General features: G+C 70.3%; 20 protein-coding genes. 8 read left to right on the forward strand and 12 right to left on the reverse strand.

From position 1 onward, the window contains the following. The 8 genes from AB0H50_RS35320 to AB0H50_RS35355 form a co-directional block, all read right to left on the reverse strand. Nucleotides 1-182: acetyl-coenzyme A synthetase N-terminal domain-containing protein (locus AB0H50_RS35320; RefSeq protein ID WP_357461648.1), on the reverse strand; the 182-nt coding region annotated here is incomplete at its 3' end. A 175-nt stretch (nucleotides 183-357) separates the two neighbouring features. After that, nucleotides 358-1,992 carry a cation acetate symporter gene (locus tag AB0H50_RS35325; RefSeq protein ID WP_357461587.1) on the reverse strand — a complete coding sequence of 545 codons (1,635 nt, stop codon included), beginning with the start codon at nucleotides 1,990-1,992 and terminating at the stop codon, nucleotides 358-360. After that, nucleotides 1,989-2,339 (reverse strand): DUF485 domain-containing protein, encoded by a 351-nt coding sequence (locus AB0H50_RS35330; protein ID WP_357461590.1) that lies wholly within the window; start codon nucleotides 2,337-2,339, stop codon nucleotides 1,989-1,991. Before AB0H50_RS35330 ends, AB0H50_RS35325 begins: the two co-directional genes overlap by 4 nt. Nucleotides 2,340-2,497: 158 nt before the next feature. Continuing rightward, nucleotides 2,498-4,243 carry a cation acetate symporter gene (locus AB0H50_RS35335; protein ID WP_357461592.1) on the reverse strand — a complete coding sequence of 582 codons (1,746 nt, stop codon included), beginning with the start codon at nucleotides 4,241-4,243 and terminating at the stop codon, nucleotides 2,498-2,500. Between the two features lies 1 nt (nucleotide 4,244). After that, nucleotides 4,245-4,610 (reverse strand): hypothetical protein, encoded by a 366-nt coding sequence (locus AB0H50_RS35340; RefSeq protein WP_357461595.1) that lies wholly within the window; start codon nucleotides 4,608-4,610, stop codon nucleotides 4,245-4,247. Then, complete coding sequence (locus AB0H50_RS35345) at nucleotides 4,607-5,401, reverse strand: LytTR family DNA-binding domain-containing protein (RefSeq protein WP_357461598.1); 795 nt, start codon at nucleotides 5,399-5,401, stop codon at nucleotides 4,607-4,609. Before AB0H50_RS35345 ends, AB0H50_RS35340 begins: the two co-directional genes overlap by 4 nt. A 70-nt stretch (nucleotides 5,402-5,471) precedes the next feature. Next, the gene (locus AB0H50_RS35350; protein WP_357461601.1) at nucleotides 5,472-6,671 is read right to left on the reverse strand and encodes a histidine kinase; all 1,200 of its coding nucleotides are present in this window, start codon (nucleotides 6,669-6,671) and stop codon (nucleotides 5,472-5,474) included. Nucleotides 6,672-6,732: 61 nt separating this feature from the next. Next, complete coding sequence (locus AB0H50_RS35355; protein ID WP_357461604.1) at nucleotides 6,733-7,188, reverse strand: hypothetical protein; 456 nt, start codon at nucleotides 7,186-7,188, stop codon at nucleotides 6,733-6,735. Between the two features lie 318 nt (nucleotides 7,189-7,506). On the opposite strand from AB0H50_RS35355, the gene dnaE reads away from it, so the two are divergent. Continuing rightward, nucleotides 7,507-11,052 carry a DNA polymerase III subunit alpha gene (dnaE, locus tag AB0H50_RS35360; RefSeq protein ID WP_357461607.1) on the forward strand — a complete coding sequence of 1,182 codons (3,546 nt, stop codon included), beginning with the start codon at nucleotides 7,507-7,509 and terminating at the stop codon, nucleotides 11,050-11,052. Nucleotides 11,053-11,272: 220 nt separating this feature from the next. Further along, the gene (locus tag AB0H50_RS35365) at nucleotides 11,273-11,674 is read left to right on the forward strand and encodes a hypothetical protein (RefSeq protein ID WP_357461610.1); all 402 of its coding nucleotides are present in this window, start codon (nucleotides 11,273-11,275) and stop codon (nucleotides 11,672-11,674) included. Nucleotides 11,675-11,738: 64 nt separating this feature from the next. On the opposite strand, the gene AB0H50_RS35370 is transcribed toward AB0H50_RS35365, so the two are convergent. Further along, nucleotides 11,739-12,353, reverse strand: coding sequence for a class I SAM-dependent methyltransferase (locus AB0H50_RS35370; protein WP_357461612.1), 615 nt, complete (start codon nucleotides 12,351-12,353; stop codon nucleotides 11,739-11,741). A gap of 112 nt (nucleotides 12,354-12,465) precedes the next feature. Between AB0H50_RS35370 and treZ the strand changes: the two genes are divergently transcribed. Both treZ and AB0H50_RS35380 read left to right on the forward strand, forming a co-directional pair. Then, nucleotides 12,466-14,232: a malto-oligosyltrehalose trehalohydrolase gene (gene treZ, locus AB0H50_RS35375; protein ID WP_357461615.1), complete on the forward strand. Its 1,767-nt coding sequence runs from the start codon at nucleotides 12,466-12,468 to the stop codon at nucleotides 14,230-14,232. Nucleotides 14,233-14,297: 65 nt separating this feature from the next. Continuing rightward, nucleotides 14,298-15,518 (forward strand): serine hydrolase domain-containing protein, encoded by a 1,221-nt coding sequence (locus tag AB0H50_RS35380; protein ID WP_357461618.1) that lies wholly within the window; start codon nucleotides 14,298-14,300, stop codon nucleotides 15,516-15,518. Nucleotides 15,519-15,589: 71 nt separating this feature from the next. Here the strand turns inward: AB0H50_RS35380 and ilvA are convergent, their stop codons facing one another. Continuing rightward, a complete protein-coding gene (gene ilvA, locus AB0H50_RS35385; RefSeq protein ID WP_357461650.1) occupies nucleotides 15,590-16,915 on the reverse strand; it encodes a threonine ammonia-lyase IlvA in 1,326 nt (441 codons plus the stop codon). 96 nt (nucleotides 16,916-17,011) lie between these two features. Further along, a complete protein-coding gene (locus tag AB0H50_RS35390) occupies nucleotides 17,012-17,446 on the reverse strand; it encodes a nitroreductase family deazaflavin-dependent oxidoreductase (protein ID WP_357461620.1) in 435 nt (144 codons plus the stop codon). Nucleotides 17,447-17,533: 87 nt separating this feature from the next. Here AB0H50_RS35390 and AB0H50_RS35395 point away from each other — a divergent pair, with 87 nt between their 5' ends. Next, nucleotides 17,534-17,773 carry a hypothetical protein gene (locus AB0H50_RS35395; protein ID WP_357461622.1) on the forward strand — a complete coding sequence of 80 codons (240 nt, stop codon included), beginning with the start codon at nucleotides 17,534-17,536 and terminating at the stop codon, nucleotides 17,771-17,773. Nucleotides 17,774-17,984: 211 nt separating this feature from the next. On the opposite strand, the gene AB0H50_RS35400 is transcribed toward AB0H50_RS35395, so the two are convergent. Further along, entirely contained in the window at nucleotides 17,985-20,669 is a 2,685-nt protein-coding gene (locus AB0H50_RS35400) for a LuxR family transcriptional regulator (protein ID WP_357461624.1), read from the reverse strand. 147 nt (nucleotides 20,670-20,816) lie between these two features. Between AB0H50_RS35400 and AB0H50_RS35405 the strand changes: the two genes are divergently transcribed. The 3 genes from AB0H50_RS35405 (at nucleotide 20,817) to AB0H50_RS35415 (ending at nucleotide 22,630) form a co-directional block, all read left to right on the forward strand. Further along, nucleotides 20,817-21,173 carry a nuclear transport factor 2 family protein gene (locus AB0H50_RS35405; RefSeq protein ID WP_357461626.1) on the forward strand — a complete coding sequence of 119 codons (357 nt, stop codon included), beginning with the start codon at nucleotides 20,817-20,819 and terminating at the stop codon, nucleotides 21,171-21,173. Between the two features lie 42 nt (nucleotides 21,174-21,215). Then, complete coding sequence (locus AB0H50_RS35410; RefSeq protein ID WP_357461628.1) at nucleotides 21,216-21,638, forward strand: hypothetical protein; 423 nt, start codon at nucleotides 21,216-21,218, stop codon at nucleotides 21,636-21,638. A gap of 170 nt (nucleotides 21,639-21,808) precedes the next feature. Next, nucleotides 21,809-22,630, forward strand: a complete 822-nt coding sequence (locus AB0H50_RS35415) for a methyltransferase domain-containing protein (protein WP_357461630.1) — start codon at nucleotides 21,809-21,811, stop codon at nucleotides 22,628-22,630. Nucleotides 22,631-22,703 lie beyond the last annotated feature (73 nt).

Below are 22,703 nucleotides of genomic sequence, written 5' to 3' on the forward strand. Positions count from 1 at the left end.
TCGACGAACCACTTGGCGACGGGTGCGTCGCTCCAGTCCAGGACCTGTGTCCACTTCTGATGCCAGTGCAGCCGCTCGGCCTGCTCGGCCCAGAAAGCGAGGCGGTCGGCGGCGGCCCGATCGTAAAGCGCCGCATCGGCATTCGCGTCGGCGGCGAATTCGTGGCTCGGCGGGTAGGTCATCGGGACCGTGGTGTTCGGTTCGGTCGTGGCGCTGGTCAAGTCACATCTCCAATCGAAAGAGCCTGAGCGGCAACGGGAACAGGGGTCGGGCCCCGGCGTGTGCCGGGACCCGACGGGCGCCGCGCCGTTGCGGCGAGTCCTGCGGTGGTCCCGGCGTGCGCCGGGACCGGGAGGGTCAGTGCACGACCGCCTTCTCCGCGCCCACTCCGGTGAGCGAGCGAACCTCCATCTCGGCGGCCTTGGCCGGGTTCTCGGGTGTGCGGCCGCCGACGAAGGTGCCGATCACGCCGAGCGCGAAAGCCAAGGGGATGGAGACGATTCCAGGATTCGACAGCGGGAACAGATCGAAGTCCGAGCCGGGGAGCATGGCGCTCTTGCTGCCCGACACCGCGGGCGAGAACACGATGAGCACGATGGTGGAGATCAGACCGCCGTACATGCTCCACAGCGCGCCGGTCGTGTTGAAGCGCCGCCAGAACAGCGAGAACACGATGGTCGGCAGGTTCGCCGCCGCCGCGACCGCGAAGGCCAGCGCCACCAGGAACGCGATGTTCTGCCCGTTGGCCAGGATGCCGAGGCCGATGGCGAGTGCGCCGATCACCACCGCGGTGATCCGCGAAACCCGCACCTGCGCCGACTCGTCCGCCTTGCCGCGCTTGAGCACACTGCCGTAGATGTCGTGCGCGAACGACGCCGCCGCGGTGATGGTGAGCCCGGCGACCACCGCGAGGATGGTGGCGAACGCGACCGCGGAGATGATGCCGAGCAGCACCACACCGCCGAGTTCGAAGGCCAGCAGCGGCGCCGCAGAGTTCTGGCCGCCCGCCGAAGCCAGGATGCGGTCCGGGCCGACGATGGCGGCCGCCCCGTAACCGAGCACCAGCGTGAACAGATAGAACGCGCCGATCAGGGCGATCGCCCACACCACCGAGCGACGGGCCTCCTTCGCGGTCGGCACGGTGTAGAAGCGCATCAGCACGTGCGGCAGACCCGCGGTGCCGAGCACCAGCGCCAGGCCGAGGGAGACGAAGTTCAGCTTCGAGGTCTCGGTCGCGCCGTACTGCGCGCCGGGGGCGAGCACGTCACGCGCGGCGACGGCCTTGTTGGTGGAGTCGGAGACCATCCGCTGCGCCGAGCCGAGGATCTCGGAGAAGTCGAACCCGAACTTGGCCAGCACCATCACCGTCATCAGCGCGGCGCCGGTGATCAGCAGGACGGCCTTGATGATCTGCACCCACGTGGTGCCCTTCATGCCGCCGACCAGCACGTAGACGATCATCAGCACGCCGACCACGGCGATCACCACCGACTGCCCGGCCCGGTCGTCGATGTCGAGCAGCAGCGCGACAAGGCCGCCCGCGCCCGCCATCTGCGCCAGCAGGTAGAACAGCGAGACGGTCAGCGTGGACAGTGCCGCCGCGGTGCGCACGGGGCGTTCCCGCAGCCGGAAGCTCAGCACGTCGGCCATGGTGAATTTGCCGGTGTTCCTGAGCATTTCGGCCACCATCAGCAGCGCGACCAGCCAGGCGACCAGGAAGCCGATGGAGTAGAGGAAGCCGTCGTAGCCGTAGACCGCGATGGCGCCCGCGATGCCGAGAAAGCTTGCCGCCGAGAGGTAGTCGCCCGCGATGGCGATGCCGTTCTGCGGGCCGGAGAAGCCGCGTCCGCCGGTGAAATAGTCCGCGGCACTGGCGTTGTTGCGGCTGGCCCTGATCACCACCACCATCGTGACCGCGACGAACAGGCCGAAGATGGCGATGTTCGCGACGGGATTGCCGACCGTGTCCGCGGCGAGAAACTGCGTGGTCATGCCCGCTCACCCTCCAGGTAGTCGCGGATGGCCGCGGCGCGCGGATCCAGTTCTTTGTTGGCGAAGCGGACGTAGCACGCGGTGATCACGAAGGTGGACAGGAATTGGCCGAGGCCGAGCAGCAGCCCGACGTTGACGTTGCCGACGACATCGGTCGCCATGAAGTCGTGCGCGTACGCGCCGAGCAGCACATAGCCGAGATACCAGGTCAGGAACAGTGCCGTCATGGGGAACACGAAACGGCGCAGACTGTTTCGCAGCTCCTGGAATTGTGGGCTGGCCTGTACGGCCGCGAAGTCCTCTGCGCTCGGTGTGCGCGGTGGCTTGGTGAGGTCGGGACTGGTCATCGAGCGTCCTAGCTTGTGACGTGGATTACTGCGGTGAAGGTAGACCGATCGAAGCGCCGATATGCGTTGTGGTGCAGGTCACTCTGTGAAGGTGGGGATCTGTGCGGTGAGCGGTCGGCTCCGCGCGACGAACGGTCGGCGGTCCGGTGGCGATTCCGTCAGCCGGTGCGCAGACCGGGCTCGCGGTCGGCGCCCATGCCGAGCCGTTCGGGGGCGTGCATGCGCACGAAGATCCGCCGCACCGCGCGCGGGCCCTGACCGCGCGTCACGGTGCTCACCAGGACCATCGTGAGGAAGGCCAGCGGCACGCTGATCGCCGCCGGGTAGCCGAGGATCGCCGCGAGCCAGCCGTCGGCGACCGCCTCGGACGCCCCGCCGAGCACGGACACCGCCGTCGCCCCGCCCGCGACCAAGCCGCCGGCGATCAGGCCCGCCCCCGCGCCCTTCGCGGTGAGCCCGCGCCACCAGATGCCGAGCACCAGCAGCGGGCACAGTGTCGAGGCGGCCACCGAGAACGCCAGCGCGACGGTGCGCGAGAGGTCCAGCGAGGCGACGGTGAGCGAAAGCGCCAGCGGGACGACGCCCGCCGCCAGCGCGGCCATGCGGAAGTCCCGGATCCGGCCGCGCAGCATGTCCGTGCTGAGCACGCCTGCGATGCTGACCAGCAGGCCGGAGGAGGTGGAGAGGAACGCGGCGATCGCGCCCGCCGCGGCCAGCGCCGCCAGCAGCCTGCCGGGCAATCCGCCGAGCACCGAACCGGGCAGCAGCAGCACCGCGGCGTCCGAGGTCCCGGTGATCAGCAACTGCGGCACGTAGAGCCGGGCGAAGACCCCGAGCAGGATCGGGAACAGGTAGAACATGCCGACCAAGCCGATGACGGCGAGCGCGGTCGTGCGCGCGGCCCGGCCGTCGGGATTGGTGTAGAACCGCACCAGCACGTGCGGCAGTCCCATCGTGCCGAGGAAGGTGGCGATGATCAGCGAATACACCTGGTAGGTGGGGTGCGAGCCGCCGAATCCGCCGCCCGGCGACAACCAGCTGACGCCGTCGGCGGGCGCGCCCGCCACCACCGGTACCGCGGAACCGGATTCGAGCACCAGCTCGGTGCCCGCGGCCAGCTCGTGCTCGCCGGGCACCAGCGCCACCGGACCGTCGACGCGCCGGCCGTCCACCGTGCCCGTGATCGAAACCTGCTGGTCCGCACCGACCTGCACCACCACGTCGGTGGTGACGTCCACCGTCGTGCGCTCGGTGACCACCGGCGGCGCTGCCGTGCCGAGCTCGCGGTCCTGGGCAAGGAAGTGGCCGAGCAACACCAGCGCGGGCAGCGCGACGGCGGTGAACTTCAGCCAGTACTGGAACGCCTGGACCAGCGTGATCGACCGCATCCCGCCGCCGGTGACGTTCGCGATCACGATCGCACCGACCGCGACCGCCCCGACCCAGCTCGGCACGCCCAGCAGAATCCGCAGGGTGAGCCCGGCCCCCTGGAACTGCGGGATCAGATAGACCGCGCACACCAGCACCACCACGACCGCGGCGAGCCTGCGCAAACGCACCGAGCCGAGCCGGAACTCGGCGAAATCCGGCACCGTGTAGGCGCCCGAACGGCGCAGCGGGGCGGCGACGAACAGCAGCAGCGCCAGGTAGCCCGCGGTGAACCCCACCGGGTACCACAGTGCGTCGGCGCCGTACTTCGCGATCAGGCCTGCCACGCCGAGAAACGAGGCGGCCGAGAGGTATTCGCCGGAGATCGCCGCCGCGTTCCAGCCGGGGCTCACGCTGCGCGACGCGACGAGGAAATCGGAAGTGGTGCGCGAGAGCCGCACGCCGTACGCGCCGATGGCCACGGTGGCGAGCGCGGCGAGCAGCAGGGCCGCGAGGGTCAGTGCGGGCGCGCCCACGTCAGTCCCCGGCCAGGTCGAGGAAATCCTCCTCGTTGCGTTCGGACAGCCGGACGTAGAGGCGACCCACGCCGTACAGCGCCGGGAACACCGCGAGGCCGAGCAGCAGCCAGGGCAGCCGCACGCCGAGGACCACCGCCGAACCGAGCGACTCGATGCTCAGCAGCAGCGGAACCGCGCCGAGCGCCAGGACCGTGACCACCGCCAGTCGCAGCGCGAGGCCGAGCTGGGCGCGAATGAGACCGCCGATCAAGGCTTCCCCGATCTCGGTCTGCTCGGCGACCTCCACGCGGGTGCGCACCCGGCGCGCGCCCCGGCGCTCGGCGAGCACCACCCGTTGCCGCGCGGGCCGCTGCGGCCCGGTCACCGGTCGGTCCAGGTGTGGCGCGGTCCGTGCACCAGCCGCTGTTTGAGTTCGCGCACCTGTCTGCGGCTCACCGGCAGTTCCACCGCCGCCGCGCTGCCCTCGGCGCGCAGGCACACCACCGTGCCGCTGCCCACCGTGCGCAGGCCCGTGACCAGTCGCAGCGCCACCAGATAGGAGCGGTGCACGCGCAGGAAACCGGCGTTCTCCCAACGAGATTCGAGGGCGGAGAGTGGAATGCGCACCAGATGCGAGCCCGCGCTGGTGTGCAGCCTGGCGTAGTCGCCGTCCGCCTCCACCCAGCTCACGCTGGACCGGTGCACCAGGGTGGTCACGCCGCCCAGCTCGACGGGGATGACCGCGTTCGGGTCGGCGCGCGGCGCCGCGGGCGGCGGGGGAGCGGCGCGCGTCTGGGTGATGCGCCGCACCGCCTCCGTCAGGCGCGCCTCGCGCAGCGGTTTCAGCAGATAGTCCGCCGCGCCGAGATCGAACGCGCTCACCGCGCGGTCGTCGTGCGCGGTCACGAACACCACCGCGGGTGGGTTGGCGAACTCGGAGAGGATGCCCGCCAGCTCCATGCCGTCGAGTCCTGGCATGTTGATGTCGAGGAAGACCGCGTCGACCGGATGGGTGCGCAGCACCCGCAGCGCGCCGGTCGCCTCGCCCGCGGTGTGGATCTCGCCCACTCCCTGCTGGGTGCGCAGCAGGTACACCAGCTCGTCCAGAGCGGGCTTCTCGTCGTCCACGGCCAGCACGCGCAGCGGGCCCGCCTGCCTCTCGGTGTTCTGCGTCACAACCTTTTCATGGTAAAGGTATGGTGATCGGGCGTGTTTCGGATATCCCGACCAGCGGATATCGCGTTCGTCATGCGCGCACGCCAGGGCGGAACTTCGGCACCCGCAGGCTGACCTTGGTGCCCGCGCCGGGCGCGGTCTCCACGATCAACCCGTAGTCGTTGCCGAAGGCCGCGCGCAGCCGGTCGTCCACGTTGGCCAGCCCGACGTGCGCGGACTCGCCGGAACCCACCGGGCCGGAACCGGATTCGATCGCGTCGAGCGCGCCGGAACGCAGCAGGTCGGGGTCCATGCCCGTGCCGTCGTCCTCGACGCTGATCAGGCAGTCGGTGCCCGCGTCGGTGGCCACGATGGCGATGGTGCCGCCGCCCTGCCTGCCCGCGATGCCGTGCCGCACCGCGTTCTCGACCAGCGGTTGCAGCGCGAGGAAGGGCAGCACGACGCCGAGCACCTCGGGCGCGATCCGCAGCCGCACCTGCAGCGCGTCGCCGAAGCGGGCGCGTTCCAGCGCCAGGTAGCGCTCGATGTTGCGCAGTTCGTCGGACAACACCGTGAATTCGCCTGCGGCGCGGAAGGAATAGCGGGTGAAGTCGGCGAATTCGAGGATGAGTTCCCTGGCCCGCGCCGGATCGGTGCGCACGAACGAGGCGATGGTGTTGAGCGCGTTGTAGATGAAGTGCGGGCTGATCTGTGCTCGCAGCGCGCGCACCTCCGCGCGGTCGAGCCGGGCGCGGGAGGCGTCGAGTTCGGCCAGTTCCAGTTGGCCGCAGGCGTAGCGGGCCACCTCGGCGAGCGCGCCGAGCAGCCCTGGACCCGGCTTGCCGCCGGTGACCACCCCGAGCGCGCCCGCCGCCCCGCTGTTCTCGATCAGCAGCGGCTGCGCCACCAGCGTCCGTGCGCCGTGCTCGCCTTGGCCGGGACCGGCCACCAGCACCGGCCGTTCGCTCGCGACCGCCCGCCGCGCGGCGTCGGCGAAAGCCTCCACCAGGTCGGCGTGCGACCCGTCCCAGGCCAGCACCTCGCCCTCGGCATCGGCGACGCCGAGGGCCGCCGCGCCGGTCAGCGCCCGCAGGTGCGGCGCGGCCTCCTGCGCGGACCGGTCGGTGAGCCCGCGGCGCAGCGGCACGGCCGCCAGCGCGGCGGTGTGCAGCGCCGAGTGCACGGCGCGTTCGGCGGGCGTGGTGACGACCCGGCGGGTGCGCAGCCACACCAGCAGCGCGCTGCCCGCTACCAGCACCGCCGCGATCACGGCGGCCACGGTCGCGGTCACCGGACCGCGACCGGGAACTTCCCGATCATGGTCCGATTATCGACGGGCCGACGGGCGCGGGTCAGCCCTGGTACTTGGAGACGGTGAAGTTGACCGTTCCCGGCTCGGGGACGTGCGCCCCGCCCAGCGTGATCGTGGCGGTGAAGTTGCCGACGCCGGGGCTGAAGATCGCGGACTTGCCGTCGTTCATCCAGTAGCCGGGGCCGTTGGGCGTGCGCGTCACCGAACCCGTTGCGCCGGTGGCGGTATTGCGCCAGTTCAGGGTCACCGGGAGGCTGCAGTTCCCGACACCCCACATGGTGGAGGCCACGGTGAACGCCGCGGACTCCGGGTAGGCGTCCCCGTTGACCGATGCGTCGACCTGCGCGATGCACAGACCGTTGGTCATCGCGTAGACGGTCACGAACTTGCCGCCCTCGGCCGCGGCGGGCGCGGCGGTGATGGTGAGCGCGGCGGCGGTGAGCGCGGCGGCGGCCGGAGCAATTACGGCTAACGTGCTGGTCATCTTGGTGATCAACGTCGACACCTCGATCCGGATTGTCGCGGATAGTCGGCCCTGCATATGCGGAGGCACACTACCAACACCGAGCGCGCCGTCTGGGCGCTTTCGATCGATCTCGCAGCGCGCACACACGCTGTCTCCGGCGCAGGGCGCGGGCCGTCGCGGACGGCATTCTCCAGCCGATCTGGACGGCCGTTCGCGACGCGCCGGTGATCTTCTTCACGACGCGCCGATGATCGTCCTGGCGGCGCGTGCCGGTGCGAAACCTTGTCGCAGGGGGCGCATACACTCGTTGCTCCAACCCCCGTCGAGACCTTGGGAGGAAGGACTGTCTTGGCCGAGTCCGGATCGTTCGTTCACCTGCACAACCACACCGAGTACTCCATGCTCGACGGCGCGGCCAAGATCTCTCCGCTGTTCACCGAGGCGAAGCGACTCGGGATGACGGCGGTCGGCATGACCGACCACGGCAACATGTACGGCGCGGCCGAGTTCTACAACTCCGCCAAGAAACACGACATCACGCCGATCATCGGCATCGAGGCCTACATCGCGCCCGGCTCTCGGTTCGACACCAAGCGCGTGCAGTGGGGCGATCCGAGCCAGAAGGGCGACGACGTCTCGGGTTCCGGCGCCTACACCCACATGACGATGGTCGCCGAGAACGCGACCGGCCTGCGCAACCTGTTCAAGCTCTCCTCGCTGGCCTCCATCGAGGGGCAGCTCGGCAAGTGGGCGCGCATGGACGAGGAGATCATCGCGCAGTACGCCGAGGGCATCATCGCGACCACCGGCTGCCCGTCCGGTGAAGTCCAGACCCGGCTGCGCCTCGGCCACGACCGCGAGGCGCTGGAGGCCGCGGCCAAGTGGCAGGAGATCTTCGGCAAGGAGAACTTCTTCCTCGAGGTGATGGACCACGGTCTGTCCATCGAGCGACGGGTCCGCGAGGGCCTGTTGCGCATCGGCAAGCAGCTGGACATTCCGCCGTTGGCCACCAACGACTGTCACTACGTGACCAAGGATCAGTCGGCCAACCACGAGGCGCTGCTGTGCGTGCAGACCGGCAAGACCCTCTCGGACCCGACCCGCTTCAAGTTCGACGGCGACGGCTACTACCTGAAGTCGGCCGCCGAGATGCGCGCGCTGTGGGAAGCGGAAGTGCCCGGCGCCTGCGACAACACGGTGCGCATCGGCGAGCGCGTGCAGTCCTACGACGACGTGTGGAACTTCAAGGACCGCATGCCGGTGTTCCCGGTGCCGGAGGGCGAGACCCAGGATTCGTGGCTGCGCAAAGAGGTCGACCGGGGGCTGGCCCGCCGGTTCCCCGACGGCGTGCCGCGGGAGTACTACGACCGCGCCTACTTCGAGCTCGACGTCATCCGGCAGAAGGGTTTTCCCGCCTACTTCCTCGTCGTCGGTGACCTCGTCACCCACGCGAAAGAGGTCGGCATCCGTGTCGGCCCCGGCCGTGGTTCGGCGGCCGGTTCGCTGGTCGCCTACGCGCTCGGCATCACCAACATCGACCCGATTCCGCACGGCCTGCTGTTCGAGCGGTTCCTGAACCCCGAGCGCCCGTCCGCGCCCGATATCGATATCGACTTCGACGATCGCCGCCGCGGTGAGATGGTGCGGTACGCCACCGAGAAGTGGGGCACCGACCGGGTCGCCCAGGTGATCACGTTCGGCACCATCAAAACCAAGGCCGCCATCAAGGACTCGGCGCGAGTCCAGTTCGGCCAGCCCGGTTTCGCCATCGCCGACCAGATCTCCAAGGCGCTGCCGCCGCCGATCATGGCCAAGGACATCCCGCTCTCGGGCATCATGGACCCCGATCACGAGCGGTACAAGGAAGCCGCCGAGGTCCGCGAGCTCATCGGCAACAACCCCGATGTCGCCAAGATCTACGAGACCGCCCGCGGCCTGGAGGGCCTGATCCGCAACGCGGGCGTGCACGCCTGCGCGGTGATCATGTCCTCCGAGCCGCTGATGGACGCGATCCCGGTGTGGCGCCGCCCCCAGGACGGCGCGATCATCACCGGCTGGGACTACCCGTCCTGCGAGGCCATCGGCCTGCTGAAGATGGACTTCCTCGGTCTGCGCAACCTCACCGTCATCGGTGACGCGCTGGACAACATCAAGGCCAACCGCGGCGTCGACCTGGACATGGACAACCTGCCGCTGGACGATCCGGCCACCTACGAATTGCTGTCCCGCGGCGACACTCTCGGCGTCTTCCAGCTCGACGGCGGGCCGATGCGCGACCTGCTGCGCCGCATGCAGCCCACCGGCTTCAACGACATCGTCGCCGTGCTCGCGCTGTACCGCCCCGGACCGATGGGCATGAACGCGCACAACGACTACGCCGACCGCAAGAACGGCCGCCAGCCGATCAAGCCGATCCACCCGGAGCTCGAGGAACCGCTGAAGGACATCCTGGCCGAGACCTACGGCCTGATCGTCTACCAAGAGCAGATCATGTTCATCGCGCAGAAGGTCGCCTCGTACTCCATGGGCAAGGCCGACGCGCTGCGCAAGGCCATGGGTAAGAAGAAGCTCGAGGTGCTGGAGGCCGAGTACAAGGGCTTCCACGAGGGCATGACCGCGAACGGGTTCTCCGAGGGCGCGGTGAAGGCCCTGTGGGACACCATCCTTCCGTTCGCAGGCTACGCGTTCAACAAGTCGCACGCTGCAGGCTACGGCCTGGTCTCCTTCTGGACCGCCTATCTCAAGGCCAACTACCCGGCCGAATACATGGCGGGCCTGCTCACCTCCGTCGGTGACGACAAGGACAAGGCCGCGGTCTACCTGTCGGACTGCCGCAGGCTGGGCATCACGGTGCTGCCGCCGGACGTCAACGAATCCGAGCAGAACTTCGCCTCGGTGGGCAAGGACATCCGCTTCGGTCTCGGCGCGGTGCGCAACGTCGGCGCCAACGTGGTGGCCTCGATCATCCAGGCGCGCAAGGAGAAATCGAAGTTCACCGATTTCTCCGACTACCTGAACAAGATCGACGCCATCGCCTGCACCAAGAAGGTCACCGAATCCCTCATCAAGGCGGGCGGTTTCGACTCCCTCGGGCATCCGCGCAAGGGCCTGCTGCTGATTCACTCCGACGCCATCGACGCGGTGATGACCACCAAGAAGGCCGAGGCCATCGGGCAGTTCGACCTGTTCGGCGGGATGGATGCCGACGAGTCGGTGGCCTCGGTGTTCAATGTCGCGGTGCCGGACGAGGAATGGGAGTCCAAGCACAAGCTGGCGCTGGAACGGGAGATGCTCGGCCTCTACGTCTCCGGGCATCCGCTCAACGGCGTGGAGCATGTGCTCGCCGCGCAGGCCGACACCCCGATCCCCACCATCCTCGAAGGCGATGTGAAGGACGGCGCGCAGGTCACCATCGGCGGCATCCTCGCCTCGGTGAACCGGCGCATCAACAAGAACGGCCTGGCCTGGGCCTCGGCCCAGCTCGAGGACTTGACCGGTGGTATCGAGGTGCTGTTCTTCCCGCAGGCCTACTCGGTGTACGGCGCCGACGTGGTCGAGGACGCGGTGGTGCTGGTGAAGGCGCGCGTCTCGGTGCGCGACGACCGAATCTCGTTGATCGCCAACGACCTCGCCGTCCCCGACCTGTCCTCCATCGGCGTGGCCAAGCCGCTCGCGGTGACCATCTCCACCCGCATGTGTACCCCGGACAAGATCGGCGAGTTCAAGCGCGTGCTGTCCCGCCACCCCGGCACCTCCGACGTGCACGTCCGCCACGTCGGCGCCCGCGACAAGACCACCCTGCTCAAACTCGACGACAGCCTGCGAGTCTCCCCGTCCTCGGCCCTCTTCGGCGACCTCAAGGCTCTCCTCGGCCCGAGCTGCCTGGCGAGTTGAGCACGACGGCGCCGCGCTGATCGCATGTCAGCGCGGCACAGTTGTCGCCCCGACGTAGTGGTCGCCTGCGGCGATGGTCGACGAGAGTGCACTGCTCCATCGGAGCGAGCGACAAAGCGGCCGCTGGACCGGCGCCTTAACCGCGTCTTCAGCCGATGACAAGCCGCCAGGGTAAGACTCGGCGTCGTTCCGAATCCCCTCTCACCACAGGACAACGATCATGGCAGCAATCCTCCGTCCCTTCCGCGCGGCGCTGGTCGCGCTCACCGCTCTCGCGGCCACCCTGGTGTTCGCCGTCGCGGGTGCGGGCGCCGCACAGGCCGGGGTGTACGCGGAAATAAAGTTCGCGCCGGGCACCAGCGAGGCCACCCTGGACGGGGCGGTCGTGCGCGGCGACGCGGACAGCTATCTGCTCGAGGCGCGCGGCGGGCAGCTGCTGAAGACGGCCATCGTCGCGCTGGAGGACAACGTGAACTTCAGCGTGTCCGCACCCGACGGACTGGTGCTCGCGGTCGAGGAGACCTGGACCGAGATCGTGCTGCCCTACGACGGCATGTACCGCGTGCTCGTCGCGCCGACCCGCGGCAACGCCAGCTACACACTGCACGTCGAAATCCACTGATCGGCACCGTCGGGCGGAGTCCGTCCTCGATCCGTGCACAGCCGGAGCGAATGCGGAGGAAGGCCTACGGGGAGACGGCGACCCCGAGTGTCAATGCGGCGAGGAACTTCGGTCCCTCGCCGTAGAACACGTCGAGGTCGCGGATCTCGAACCCCGCCGCCTGCACCAGGCCCCTGATGTCACGGTCCAAATTGCAGCCGCCCGCGATCGCCTTCTCGATCGGATTGAGTCGGTGCTGCCACGCCTGGACCTTGGTGTCAGGGGCCAAGCCGTGCTCGACGAAATGCAGCGTCCCGCCCGGCACCAACACCCGGCGCACCTCCGACAGCGCGGTCGCGACATCCGGAATGGTGCACATCGTCCAGGTCGAGAGCGCCGAGTCGAAGGTGTTGTCCGCGAACGGCAGCGACTGTCCGTCCAGACCCGCCCGCTCGATCGGCACGGTGGCCCGGTCGAGCCGCTTGCGCGCCAGCTTCCAGCCGAGATCGGCGGGCTCGACCGCGCTGACGGATTCGACGGCCGCCGGATAGAACGGCACGTTCAGTCCGGAGCCGAAGCCGATCTCCACCACCCGTCCGTGCAGCCCCGCGCAGGCCCGCGAGCGCTGCGGCTCGTTGACCCGCATGCCGCAGGCGAATTCCACCAGCCGGGGCACGACGTGATTCTCGTACAGTCCCACCCGTTCACTCTCGCAGCCCGAGTCCCGGTGCGCCAGTGCCGCTCCGTCCGGAACGCGCCGGGGCGGCGGTCGCCGGGATGAGACCGGTGGCCGGGCGTGCGATGCTGGCGCGGTGACTGTCTTCGAGGTGTGGGCGCCCAAGGCCGGCGCGGTGCGGCTCGATCTCGATGGAGACGTGTACCCGATGCGCGGCTCGGCCGACGGGTGGTGGCGCGTCGAGCGGGCCGCGCCGAACGGCGCGCGGTACGGATACCTGCTCGACGACGATCCCACCGTGCTGCCCGACCCGCGCTCGGCTCGTCAGCCGGACGGCGTGCACGGGCGCTCCGCCGTCCACGCGCTGGATCCGGCCGGGTGGACCGACGACGACTGGACCGGGCGACCGCTGGCGGGCGCGGTCTTCTACGAGCTGCACCTCGGAACCTTCACGCCCGAAGGCACCTTCGACGCCGCGATCGGACGCCTCGATCACCTCGTCGACCTCGGCGTCACGGTGGTGGAGCTGATGCCGGTGAACGCCTTCGACGGCACCCACAACTGGGGCTACGACGGTGTGCTCTGGTACGCGGTGCAGGAGAGCTACGGCGGCCCCGACGGTCTGCAACGGTTCGTGAACGCCTGCCACGCGCGCGGGTTGGCCGTCTGTCTCGACGTCGTCTACAACCACCTCGGACCGTCCGGCAATTACCTGCCCCGCTTCGGTCCCTATCTGACCGAAGGCCGCAACACCTGGGGCCGCAGCCTCAACCTGGACGGCCCCGCCTCGGACCAGGTGCGCCGCTACATCATCGACAACGCGCTGCGCTGGCTGCGCGACTTCCACATCGACGCCCTGCGGCTGGACGCCGTGCACGCGTTGGTCGACCGCACCGCCACCCACCTGCTTGCCGAGCTGGCCGCGGCGACCGAACGCCTAGCGGCGCACGTGCGCAGGCCGCTGACCCTGATCGCGGAGAGCGATCTCAACGATCCGCGCCTGATCACACCGCGTGCCGCGGGCGGCTACGGACTGGCCGGGCAGTGGAACGACGACCTGCACCACGCCGTGCACACCGCGGTCTCCGGCGAGCGGCAGGGCTACTACGCCGATTTCGGCTCGATGGCCTGTCTGGCGCGCACCCTGACGCACGGGTACTTCCACGCGGGCACGTACTCCAGCTTCCGCGGCCGCGTCCACGGCCGTCCGCTCGACCGCTCGGTGGTACCCGGTTCGGCGCTGCTCGCCTACACCTGCACCCACGACCAGGTCGGCAACCGGGCGCTCGGCGACCGGCCGAGCGCGTACCTGACCGACGGCCAGCTCGCCGTCAAGGCGGCGCTCGTCCTGTGCTCGCCGTTCACCCCGATGCTGTTCATGGGTGAGGAGTGGGGCGCGCGCACGCCGTTTCAGTTCTTCACCTCGCACACCGACCCGGAGATCGGCGCGGCCACCGCGTCAGGACGCAAGGCTGAATTCGCCGAGCACGGCTGGCCCAGCGAGGATGTGCCCGATCCGCAGGACCCCGGCACGTTCCAACGGTCCAAGCTGGACTGGTCCGAACTCGCCGATCCGGCGCGGGCCCGGCTGCTCTCCTGCTATCGCGCGCTGCTCGCGCTACGCGGGCAGCATCCGGATTTGTCCGATTCCTCGCTGCCGCACGTGCGGGTGGACTACGATGAACGGTCCCGATGGCTGGTGCTGCACCGCGGATCGCTCCGTCTGGTATGCAACCTCTCGGAAGACCCCGTGCGGGTGCCGGTCACCGGTTTCTCGCTGTTGTCCTGGCAGCCGCCGACCGAAGGCCCAACGGGCACAACGATTCCCGCGCACTCGTTCGTGCTGCTCACCGACTCGCCCTCGACCGCGAAAAGCGCCGTGACCGAACCGAATCCCGGGTAACGGTACGCCAACTGTCCGGGACAGGGCCATTGCCCAGATGTGACCATCGCCATTACCTTGGAGTGATGAGCAACGTGGCTTCAGTCAGCGGCAGCGCCGCCGCCGAATTCGGACCTCTGGTACGCGCTTTCGCCAGGGCGTTCGGACATCGTCGCGGCGCGGGCGGTGCGCTGGCGGTGCACCTGAACGGCGAACCCCTTGTCGACATCTGGGTCGGCGCCGCCGGCGAAGAGGTCTGGACCCGCGAGACCGGCTCGATCATCTTCTCCGCCACGAAGGGCATCACCGCCACCGTCATCCACCGGCTGGCCGACCGCGGCATGCTCGACTACAACGCTCCCGTCGCCGAGTACTGGCCTGAGTTCGCCGCGAATGGCAAGGGCGGGATCACCGTGCGCCAGGTGATGACGCACAGCGCGGGCCTCTCGGCGCTGGCTCCGATCGCCAAGTCCCCGGAGGACATCCTCGACCACGAGCTCATGGAGCGGCGCCTGGCCGCGGCCAAACCGGATCGGCTACTCGGCGTGCCGACCTATCACGCGCTCACCTACGGCTGGCTGCTGGCAGGCATCGCCCGCGGGGTCACCGGCAAGAGCATGGGCGAGCTGTTCCGCACCGAGGTGTCCGAGCCGCTCGGCATCGACGGGCTGCACCTGGGTCTGCCGCCCGCCGAGTCCGGCACCGTGTACGCGCCGCTGGCGGGCAGCCAGCTCAGTCTGGTCAGCAAGCCGCTCGGTTCGCTCCTGCTGCGCCGCAGCCACCTCATTCCCGGCGCGCTCGGCGCGGTCACCCGCTGCCTGTTCCTGCCCGGGCTGGAAGCGATCCTGGAGGGCGACGGCCCGTCGATCCTGCGCACCGAACTGCCCGCGGGCAACGGCGTCGCCACCGCGTCCGCGCTGGCCACCATGTACGGCGCGATCGCCAGCGGTGAGACGCCCGACGGACGGCCGTTCCTCTCGCGCGCGACGATCGGCGAAGTGAGCAAGGTGCGCACCTACCGCCTCGATCACGCGCTGTTCTACGCGCCGATGATGTGGCATCTCGGCTACCACTCGCTGCCGATGCCCGGCGCCCGCGGCGGCCTCGGTCACATCGGCCTCGGCGGCTCGTTCGGCTGGGTCGAACCGCGTCTCGGCCTCTCGGTCGGTTTCGTGCACAACCGGCTCTCGGCGGGTCAGCTGGGCGTCGACCAGTTCTCGCCCATGTGGTTGCTGCCGCTGATGCTCAACTGCCTGCGCGCCACCCGCCGCGTCACCCTCGACGAGACGCGCGACGCGGCGGCCTGACCGCCCGCGGGATGGCCGGCCCGAACCGTCACCCGCCCCGCCCGGTCCGCGAACCGGGCGGGGCGGGAGCGTCAGGTCAGGTACCGATAGGCCGGTGAGCCCGGGTCCAGCCGCTCGCACTGGATGGGGGAGGCGTCCATGCGTTCCAGGACCGACTCCAGCCCGTCCGGCGTGCCGAGCTCGATGCCGACCAGCGCCGCGCCCGTCTCCCGGTTGTTGCGCTTGACGTACTCGAACAGGGTGATGTCGTCGTCCGGGCCGAGCACCTCGTTGAGGAAGCGGCGCAGCGCGCCGGGCTCCTGCGGGAAGTCGACGAGGAAGTAGTGCTTGAGCCCCCGGTGCACCAGGGATCGCTCGATGATCTCGCCGTAGCGCGACACGTCGTTGTTGCCGCCCGACACCAGGCACACCACCGTCGAGCCCGGCGGCACGGTGATCTCGGCGAGCGCGGCCACCGCGAGCGCGCCCGCGGGTTCGGCGATGATGCCCTCGTTCTGGTACAGGTCGAGCATGGTGGTGCAGATCGCGCCCTCGTCGACCTGGAGCATGCGGAAAGTGCCCGCGCCGCTGCGGGATTCGGACTGGGTGAGCAAGGGCAGCGAGGCGTGCGAGACCATCCGGCCGCCGAAGCCCGCGACCGTGGCGTAGGGCACAGCGCCGATCCTGCGCACCGCGGCGCCGTCGACGAACGGATCGATCTCCGGCAGCGTCACCGGCCCGCCCGCGACCAGCGCCGCGGTCATCGAGGCCGCGCCCGCCGGTTCGGCGCCGAGGATGCCGGTCTGCGGCGCACGCGCGCGCAGGTAGGTGCCGACGCCTGCCAGGCAGCCGCCGCCACCCACCGGGACGACCACCAGGTCGGGCGCGGCGCCGAGCTGCTCGAGGATTTCGGCGGCGATGGTGCCCTGCCCTGCGGCGGTGCGCGTGTCGTCGAACGGGGGCACCATCGTCGCGCCGGTGCGTTCGACGTCGGCGGCCGCCGCGGCCGCGGCCGCGTCGTAGGTCTCGCCGACGGCGATCAGCTCGACGAACTCGCCGCCGTGCACCCGGATCCGGTCGCGCTTCTGCTTGGGGGTCGTAGTCGGCACGTAGATGCGGCCTGTGATGCCCATGGCCCGGCAGGCGTAGGCGACGCCCTGGGCGTGGTTGCCCGCGCTCGCCGCGACGACGCCTGCCGCGCGCTCCTCGGCGCTGAGCTGGACGATGAGGTTGTACGCGCCGCGCAGCTTGTAGGAGCGCACGGCCGTGAGGTCCTCGCGCTTCAGGTAGACCTGTGCGCCGGTGAGCTCGGACAGTCTCGGGCTGAGCTGCAGCGGAGTGGGCTCGATAATGTCGGCAATTCGCTTGGCGGCGGCATCGATCTCGTCCGCGGTGAGCGCGGGACGGGCGGAGGGCATGGGATCGATCACATCAACCGGATTGGACACTCGAAATATGCTGCCACCTGCCGCGGCGCGAGGTCGCGGCGGGTGGTGCGGTCGGCGAGTCTCGGGTCAACGCGGGGTGAGCACGAAAACAGGAATCTGGCGGGTCGTCTTCGTCTGGTAGTTCGCGTAGTCGGGCCACACCTCGACCGCGCGATCCCACCACAGCTTCTTCTCCTCGCCGACTACCTCGCGCGCGGTGTAGTCCTTGGAGACCTCGCCGTCGCGGAGTTCGACGTGCGGTTCGGCCTTGATGTTGTGGTACCAGACCGGGTGCTTGGGCGCGCCGCCCAGCGAGGCGACCACGGCGTATTCGCCGTCGTGCTCGACTCGCATCAGCGGGGTCTTGCGCAGCTTGCCCGTCTTGGCGCCCTTGGTCGTCAGCAGCACGACGGGCTTGCCCATCATCGACGTGCCCTTGGTGCCGCCGGAATCCTCGTAGGTCTCGGCCTGCTTGCGGGCCCAGTCGGACGTGCTCGGTGCGTACTCTCCGGTTAGTGGCATACGACCGGGAACACCGAATCCGCCGCCGGTGTTCCCGGCCGGAAATGTTCGGTAGCCCGAAATTCGCCTTCCGTATATCCTGATGCCATGGCAACGGCTCACCCCACCACCGTGGACATCGCGGGCACCGCGTGGCCCGTGTACAAGCTCGAGGCGCTGGCCGCCGGGCTGGTGGCGGGTGTGCTGCTCCTGTTCATCACCGGCGCGCCCCAGGTCGCGGTGCTGGCGGCGGCCGCGATCACGGCCCTGCGGTGGACGCTCGGTCATGTGACGGCGCGACGCGATGCCGGGGTGGTCCGGCACGAGCGGGCGCTGTCCGCGCACTGAGCGCGCGACGCCCGTCGCGGTGACCTCGGCCCCCGATCGACCGGATGCTGCCGGTCAGCGCTGTCGGTTCGGTTCCGGTCGTTTCGTTGTCCGCGTCGCATGGACGCTCCCCGTGTGCACGATCGGTCCGCGTCGAATGATCGGCGTCCGCGTCGGCTGAACGGTCCGTGGCGACTGGTCGGCGGCGGCGTCGGCTGTCCGCGCCTGCGGCTCAATCCGCGTCCAGCGGCAGCGCCGCCAGTTCCCCGCGCGAGACCACGCCCAGCTTCGGATACGCCTTGTACAGGTGATGGCCGACCGTTCGCGGGCTCAGGAACAGCTGCGCCGCGATGTCCCGGTTCGTCATCCCCTGCGCCGCGAGCCGCACGATCTGCAATTCCTGCGGGGTGAGCGCGGCGAGCACGCCCGACCCAGCCCGCACCGCGGCGCCGACCCCGAGCGCACCGAGTTCGACGCGGGCGCGCTCCGCCCACGGTGCGGCGTCGAGGCGTTGGAACGTTTCCATGGCCGGTTGCAGCTGGGTCCGCGCGTCCACCTTGCGGCGGTTGCGGCGCAGCCACTCCCCATAGAGCAGTTGCGTGCGCGCGTGCTCCAACGGGCGACCACCGAGGTCGAGCGAGGTTCGGAAATGCTCCTCGGCCTGAGCGTCCGGGCCGAGCAGGGCGCGAGCGCGGGCGGCGAGCGCGGCGACCCAGTCCTGCCGCGAGCCCGCGGCCCAGGCATCGAGGCGATCGAGTGCGTCGCCGGCGCGGGCCGGATCGGCGAGCCGCACCGCGGCTTCCACGAGATCGGGCAGCGAGCGCAGCCCGATGACCATGTGCCGGAACGGTTCCTCGGTCAATGACTCGAAACGGGACATGGCGCTGTCCACCCGGCCGAGCCCGAGGTCGAGCAGGCCGAGCGCGGCGTGCGCCCAGCTCGCGCCCGGCGCGTCGGCGCCGCCGAACTCCTCGGCCAACGCACGGTCTGCCGCCGCACGGCAAGTCGCTTCGTCACCGCCCAGCGCCGCGAGATAGGCGAGACAGGCGGAGAGCTGGCTCATCCAGTGGCCCTGTCCGATGTCCTCGGCGATCCGCGCGCCCTCGGTGGCGACGACCAACGCCTCGCGCGGCCTGCCGAGAAAAGTCTCGGCCTCGGCGCGGAAGAACAGCAGAGTCGGCAACGGGCCGATCCGGCCCTGATCGCGGCAGTCCGCGACGAGATCCGCCGCCAGTTCCGTCACCTGTTCGTCTTGCCCGACCACCAGTCCGACGCCGCACAGCTGCACCAGGTCTCGCGCGTCCACCCCCGTCGCGCGGGCAGCGTCGACCGTGGCGCGCAGCTCGGCGCGAAACCGTCCGTGCACGCCGTCGAGTACGTAACCGGTGGTGTGCGCCAGCGAATCGTCCTCGGGCAGCGGCAAACTCGCGAGGCGATCGGTGACCTCGCCGAGCTCGTCGGCCCCGAGATACCACCCGGTGTGCACCGCGACGGTCAGGATGCGCGCCGCGAGCAGCGGTTCCCGCCGCGCCGCGTCGGCCGCCGCGACGAGTCGCCGGTGCGCGGGCAGCCGTTTGCCCGCACCGAATTCCGCGAGGCCGCGGACCAAGTCGAGCCGGGCGGCCAGCAGCGGGTCGGCGGTCTGCGCCGCGGCGCGCTCGGCCAACCGGTCGGCCAGTTCGTGCCTGCCCGTCTCGGCCGCGGTCTCGGCGGCGAGCACCAGCCTGTCCACCCGCGCCGCGGGGTCGGTGCTGAGCGCGGCCGCGCGCTCGTAGGCGGCCACCGCGCCGTGATAGCCGCTGCGGGCGCGCGCCCGGTCCGCCGTGTCGGCGAGCGCGGCGGCGACGGCCTCGTCCGGTCCGGTGGCTGCCGAGGCCAGGTGCCAGGCGCGCAGGTCGGCGTCCTCCGGAGCGGTGAGCGTCGCGGCCAGCGCGGCGTGCGCGGCGAGCCGCTGGGCCAGCGGCGCGCCCTGGTAGATCGCCGAACGCAGCAGCGGATGCCGGAACGCCACCGTCCGGCCGTCGGTGCGCACCAGCCCGCCGTCCTCGGCGGGTTGCAGGTCGGCGAGGCCCGCGCCGAGCGTCGCGGCCGCGCGCAACACCGGATCCACGTCGGCCGCACCCGCCGCCGCGGCGACCAGCAGCAATGTCCTCGTGGCGGCGGGCAGCCTGCTCACCCGGCCGGAGAAGGCGACCTGGAGGCGCTGGGTGAGCGGCAGCGGATTCGGTCCCGCGTCGGCGGACTCGGCGGCCAGCACCGCGGGCAGTTCTCGCAGCGCCAGCGGATTGCCGCCCGCCTCGGTGAGCAGCCGGTAGCGCAGCGCGGGGGAGAGATCCGGCTCGCCTGCGTCCACCAGCGCGGCGGCCGCGTCCTGGCGCAGCGCGGTGACGTCCAGTTCCGGCAGACCGGGCGCGGGGAAGTCGTGCGCGCCCGCCCTGGTCGCGAAGATCATCGCCACGCCCTCCGCGTCCAACCGGCGCGCCGCGAAGAGCAGCGTCTCCGCGGTCGCGCGGTCGAGCCAGTGCGCGTCATCGATCAGGCACAGCAGCGGTCCCTCGGCGGCCTCCTCGGCCAGCAGCGAGAGCACCGCGAGACCGATGAGCAGCCGGTCGCCCGGCTCCTGCGCGCCGAGCCCGAACGCGCCGCGCAGTGCCGCCTTTTGCCGCTCGGGCAGCGTGTCCACCAGCGCCATACCTGGGCGCACCAGCAGGTGCAGCCCCGCGAAGGGCAGCTCGGCCTCCGACTCGACGCCCGCGCTGCGCACCGACGCAATACCTTGCGCGGCCGCGTAATCCAGCAGCGCCGTCTTGCCGATGCCCGGCTCGCCGCGCAGCACGAGCACGCCGCTGCGACCCTCCCGTGCGTCGGCGAGCAGTCGATCGATGCGGGACTGTTCGGCCTCGCGTCCGTGCAGCATCCGTTCACCGTAACCGGTCACCGACGAGCGTTACTTACGCCATCGGTCGCCGAAAGTACTGATACGTGACTGATTCGGGGCACCCTCGCCCCGCCATACCTTGTTCTCACAGCGCAACACAGCGCAGAGGAAACAAGGGAGAAACCGATGAACGACCTGGTCGCGCAGTACCTGGAGATCTGGAACACCACCGACGCCGCCGCTCGCTCGGCCGCGATCGCCCGGGTGTTCACCGACGAGCCCGGCTACGTCGATCCGCTCATGGCCGTCACCGGCCGCGCGGCGCTGGACGCGGGCATCGCCGCGGTGCAGGCCCAGTTCCCTGACATGGTGTTCCGGCTGGCCGGACCGGTCGACGGACACCACGACCAGGTGCGCTTCACCTGGGAGCTGGGTCCGGCCGACGGCCCGGCGCTGGTGGTCGGCTTCGACGTCGCGGTGCTCGACGAGGGCCGCATCACGCAGGTGTACGGCTTCCTCGACAAGGTCCCAGCCGCCGCCTGACCCCGTAGCTCGCAAAACCCCTATCCAGAAAAGAGATTCGCCATGACCACCGCCGCCGCCCCCGGCTACCTGTCCACCCTGCTCGCCCCCGGTGACAAGCTGTTGCGTACCTCGCTGCGCCTGGACGCGGTGATCACCGGTGTGAACGGCCTGGCCTACCTGGCGCTGTCGGGTCCGCTGGAGTCGCTGCTCGGCCTGGACAGCCGCCTCGGCATCCCGATCGGCGTCTTCCTGACCCTCTACGGTATCGGCGTCGCCCTGGTCGGTGCGACCGCGTCGATCAACACCACCGCGGCACGCGCGGTGATCGGCCTGAACGCGGGCTGGGTCGTGGTCAGCCTCGCCGCGCTGATCGAAGGCGCGCTCGACCTGAGCGCGGTCGGTTCGGTCTGGACGGTCATGCAGGCCGTGACGGTCGGCGGCTTCGCCGCCCTGCAATACCTGGGCCTGCGCAAGACCCACTGACCGCCGAACCCCTTCTCCGACAGCACCACAATGGCCCCGGCACTCGCCGGGGCCATTGTCGTGAGCTCTCTTCGCCCAGGCTTCACACGCCTCGCGCGGGTGCAATCTCTGCGACGCGCGCCGCTGGTCTTTGCAGGTCGGAGCAGGTCAAGGGGGGTAGCGTCGGGTGCATGGCACAGGGACCCGCCGAAGCGAGTGCTCCTTCCTTTCACGTGGACCGGATCGATGCCGGTCGGATCGACGAACTGGTCGGGATTCTGGATGTGCAGGCGGAGCTGCCGGGTATCCGGCGGATGCGGTACTGGGCGCACGAAGCGCTCGCGGTGCGCGCGGGGGAGCGGGCGCTCGATATCGGGGCCGGCACGGGGTCGGAGGCGATGGCCTTCGCCGAGCGGGTGGGCGAGGACGGCGCTGCGGTCGGGCTGGATCCGAACCCGATGATGCTGGCGATCGCCCGGCGGCGGGCCGAGGCCGCCGGGTCGGCCGCGCGGTTGGTGCACGGTTCGGTGTATCACCTGCCCTTCCCGGACGCGTCCTTCGACGCGGTCCGCTGCGAGCGCGTCTACCAGCATCTCGACGACCCCGCCGCGGCCACCGCCGAGATCGCCAGGGTGCTGCGGCCCGCCGGCCGGGTCCTGCTGATCGACAGCGACTGGTACACCGCCATCACCCACCCCGGCGATCCCGAGGTCGTGGCCGCTCTGGGCGCCGCGATGCTGGCCGAGACGCCCAACCCCGCGTCCGGCCGCAGGCTGCGCGGGCTGCTGGTGGCAGGCGGGTTCGCCATCGACGACCAGGGGTCGGAGGCGGTGATCTGGGATCCGGTGACGGCGCGGCCGCTCTTCGAGCAGATGAACGAGCAGGCAGTGGGGCGGGGCACCGTCACCCGCGAGGAGTACGACCGGTTGATCGCCGATCTGGACGCGGGTATCGAACGCGGCGACTTCCACTTCTCGGTCACGATGTTCGCGGTACTCGCGCACAAGCTCTAGACGATGCTACCGACCGAAGTCCATCCGACGACCGCGCATGACCGGAGCGAAGGCGATTCCCTCCGGCGCTGAG

Source organism: Nocardia sp. NPDC050793, from assembly GCF_040654065.1.
Taxonomy (GTDB): domain Bacteria; phylum Actinomycetota; class Actinomycetes; order Mycobacteriales; family Mycobacteriaceae; genus Nocardia.

What these genes read in the sequence shown, in the direction of transcription:
- AB0H50_RS35325 (WP_357461587.1), bottom strand. Translation starts at nt 1,992, where the DNA reads ATGACCACGCAGTTTCTCGCCGCGGACACGGTCGGCAATCCCGTCGCG.
- AB0H50_RS35330 (WP_357461590.1), bottom strand. Translation starts at nt 2,339, where the DNA reads ATGACCAGTCCCGACCTCACCAAGCCACCGCGCACACCGAGCGCAGAG.
- AB0H50_RS35365 (WP_357461610.1), top strand. Translation starts at nt 11,273, where the DNA reads ATGGCAGCAATCCTCCGTCCCTTCCGCGCGGCGCTGGTCGCGCTCACC.
- AB0H50_RS35380 (WP_357461618.1), top strand. Translation starts at nt 14,298, where the DNA reads ATGAGCAACGTGGCTTCAGTCAGCGGCAGCGCCGCCGCCGAATTCGGA.
- ilvA (WP_357461650.1), bottom strand. Translation starts at nt 16,915, where the DNA reads ATGCCCTCCGCCCGTCCCGCGCTCACCGCGGACGAGATCGATGCCGCC.
- AB0H50_RS35390 (WP_357461620.1), bottom strand. Translation starts at nt 17,446, where the DNA reads ATGCCACTAACCGGAGAGTACGCACCGAGCACGTCCGACTGGGCCCGC.
- AB0H50_RS35395 (WP_357461622.1), top strand. Translation starts at nt 17,534, where the DNA reads ATGGCAACGGCTCACCCCACCACCGTGGACATCGCGGGCACCGCGTGG.
- AB0H50_RS35400 (WP_357461624.1), bottom strand. Translation starts at nt 20,669, where the DNA reads ATGCTGCACGGACGCGAGGCCGAACAGTCCCGCATCGATCGACTGCTC.
- AB0H50_RS35405 (WP_357461626.1), top strand. Translation starts at nt 20,817, where the DNA reads ATGAACGACCTGGTCGCGCAGTACCTGGAGATCTGGAACACCACCGAC.
- AB0H50_RS35410 (WP_357461628.1), top strand. Translation starts at nt 21,216, where the DNA reads ATGACCACCGCCGCCGCCCCCGGCTACCTGTCCACCCTGCTCGCCCCC.
- AB0H50_RS35415 (WP_357461630.1), top strand. Translation starts at nt 21,809, where the DNA reads ATGGCACAGGGACCCGCCGAAGCGAGTGCTCCTTCCTTTCACGTGGAC.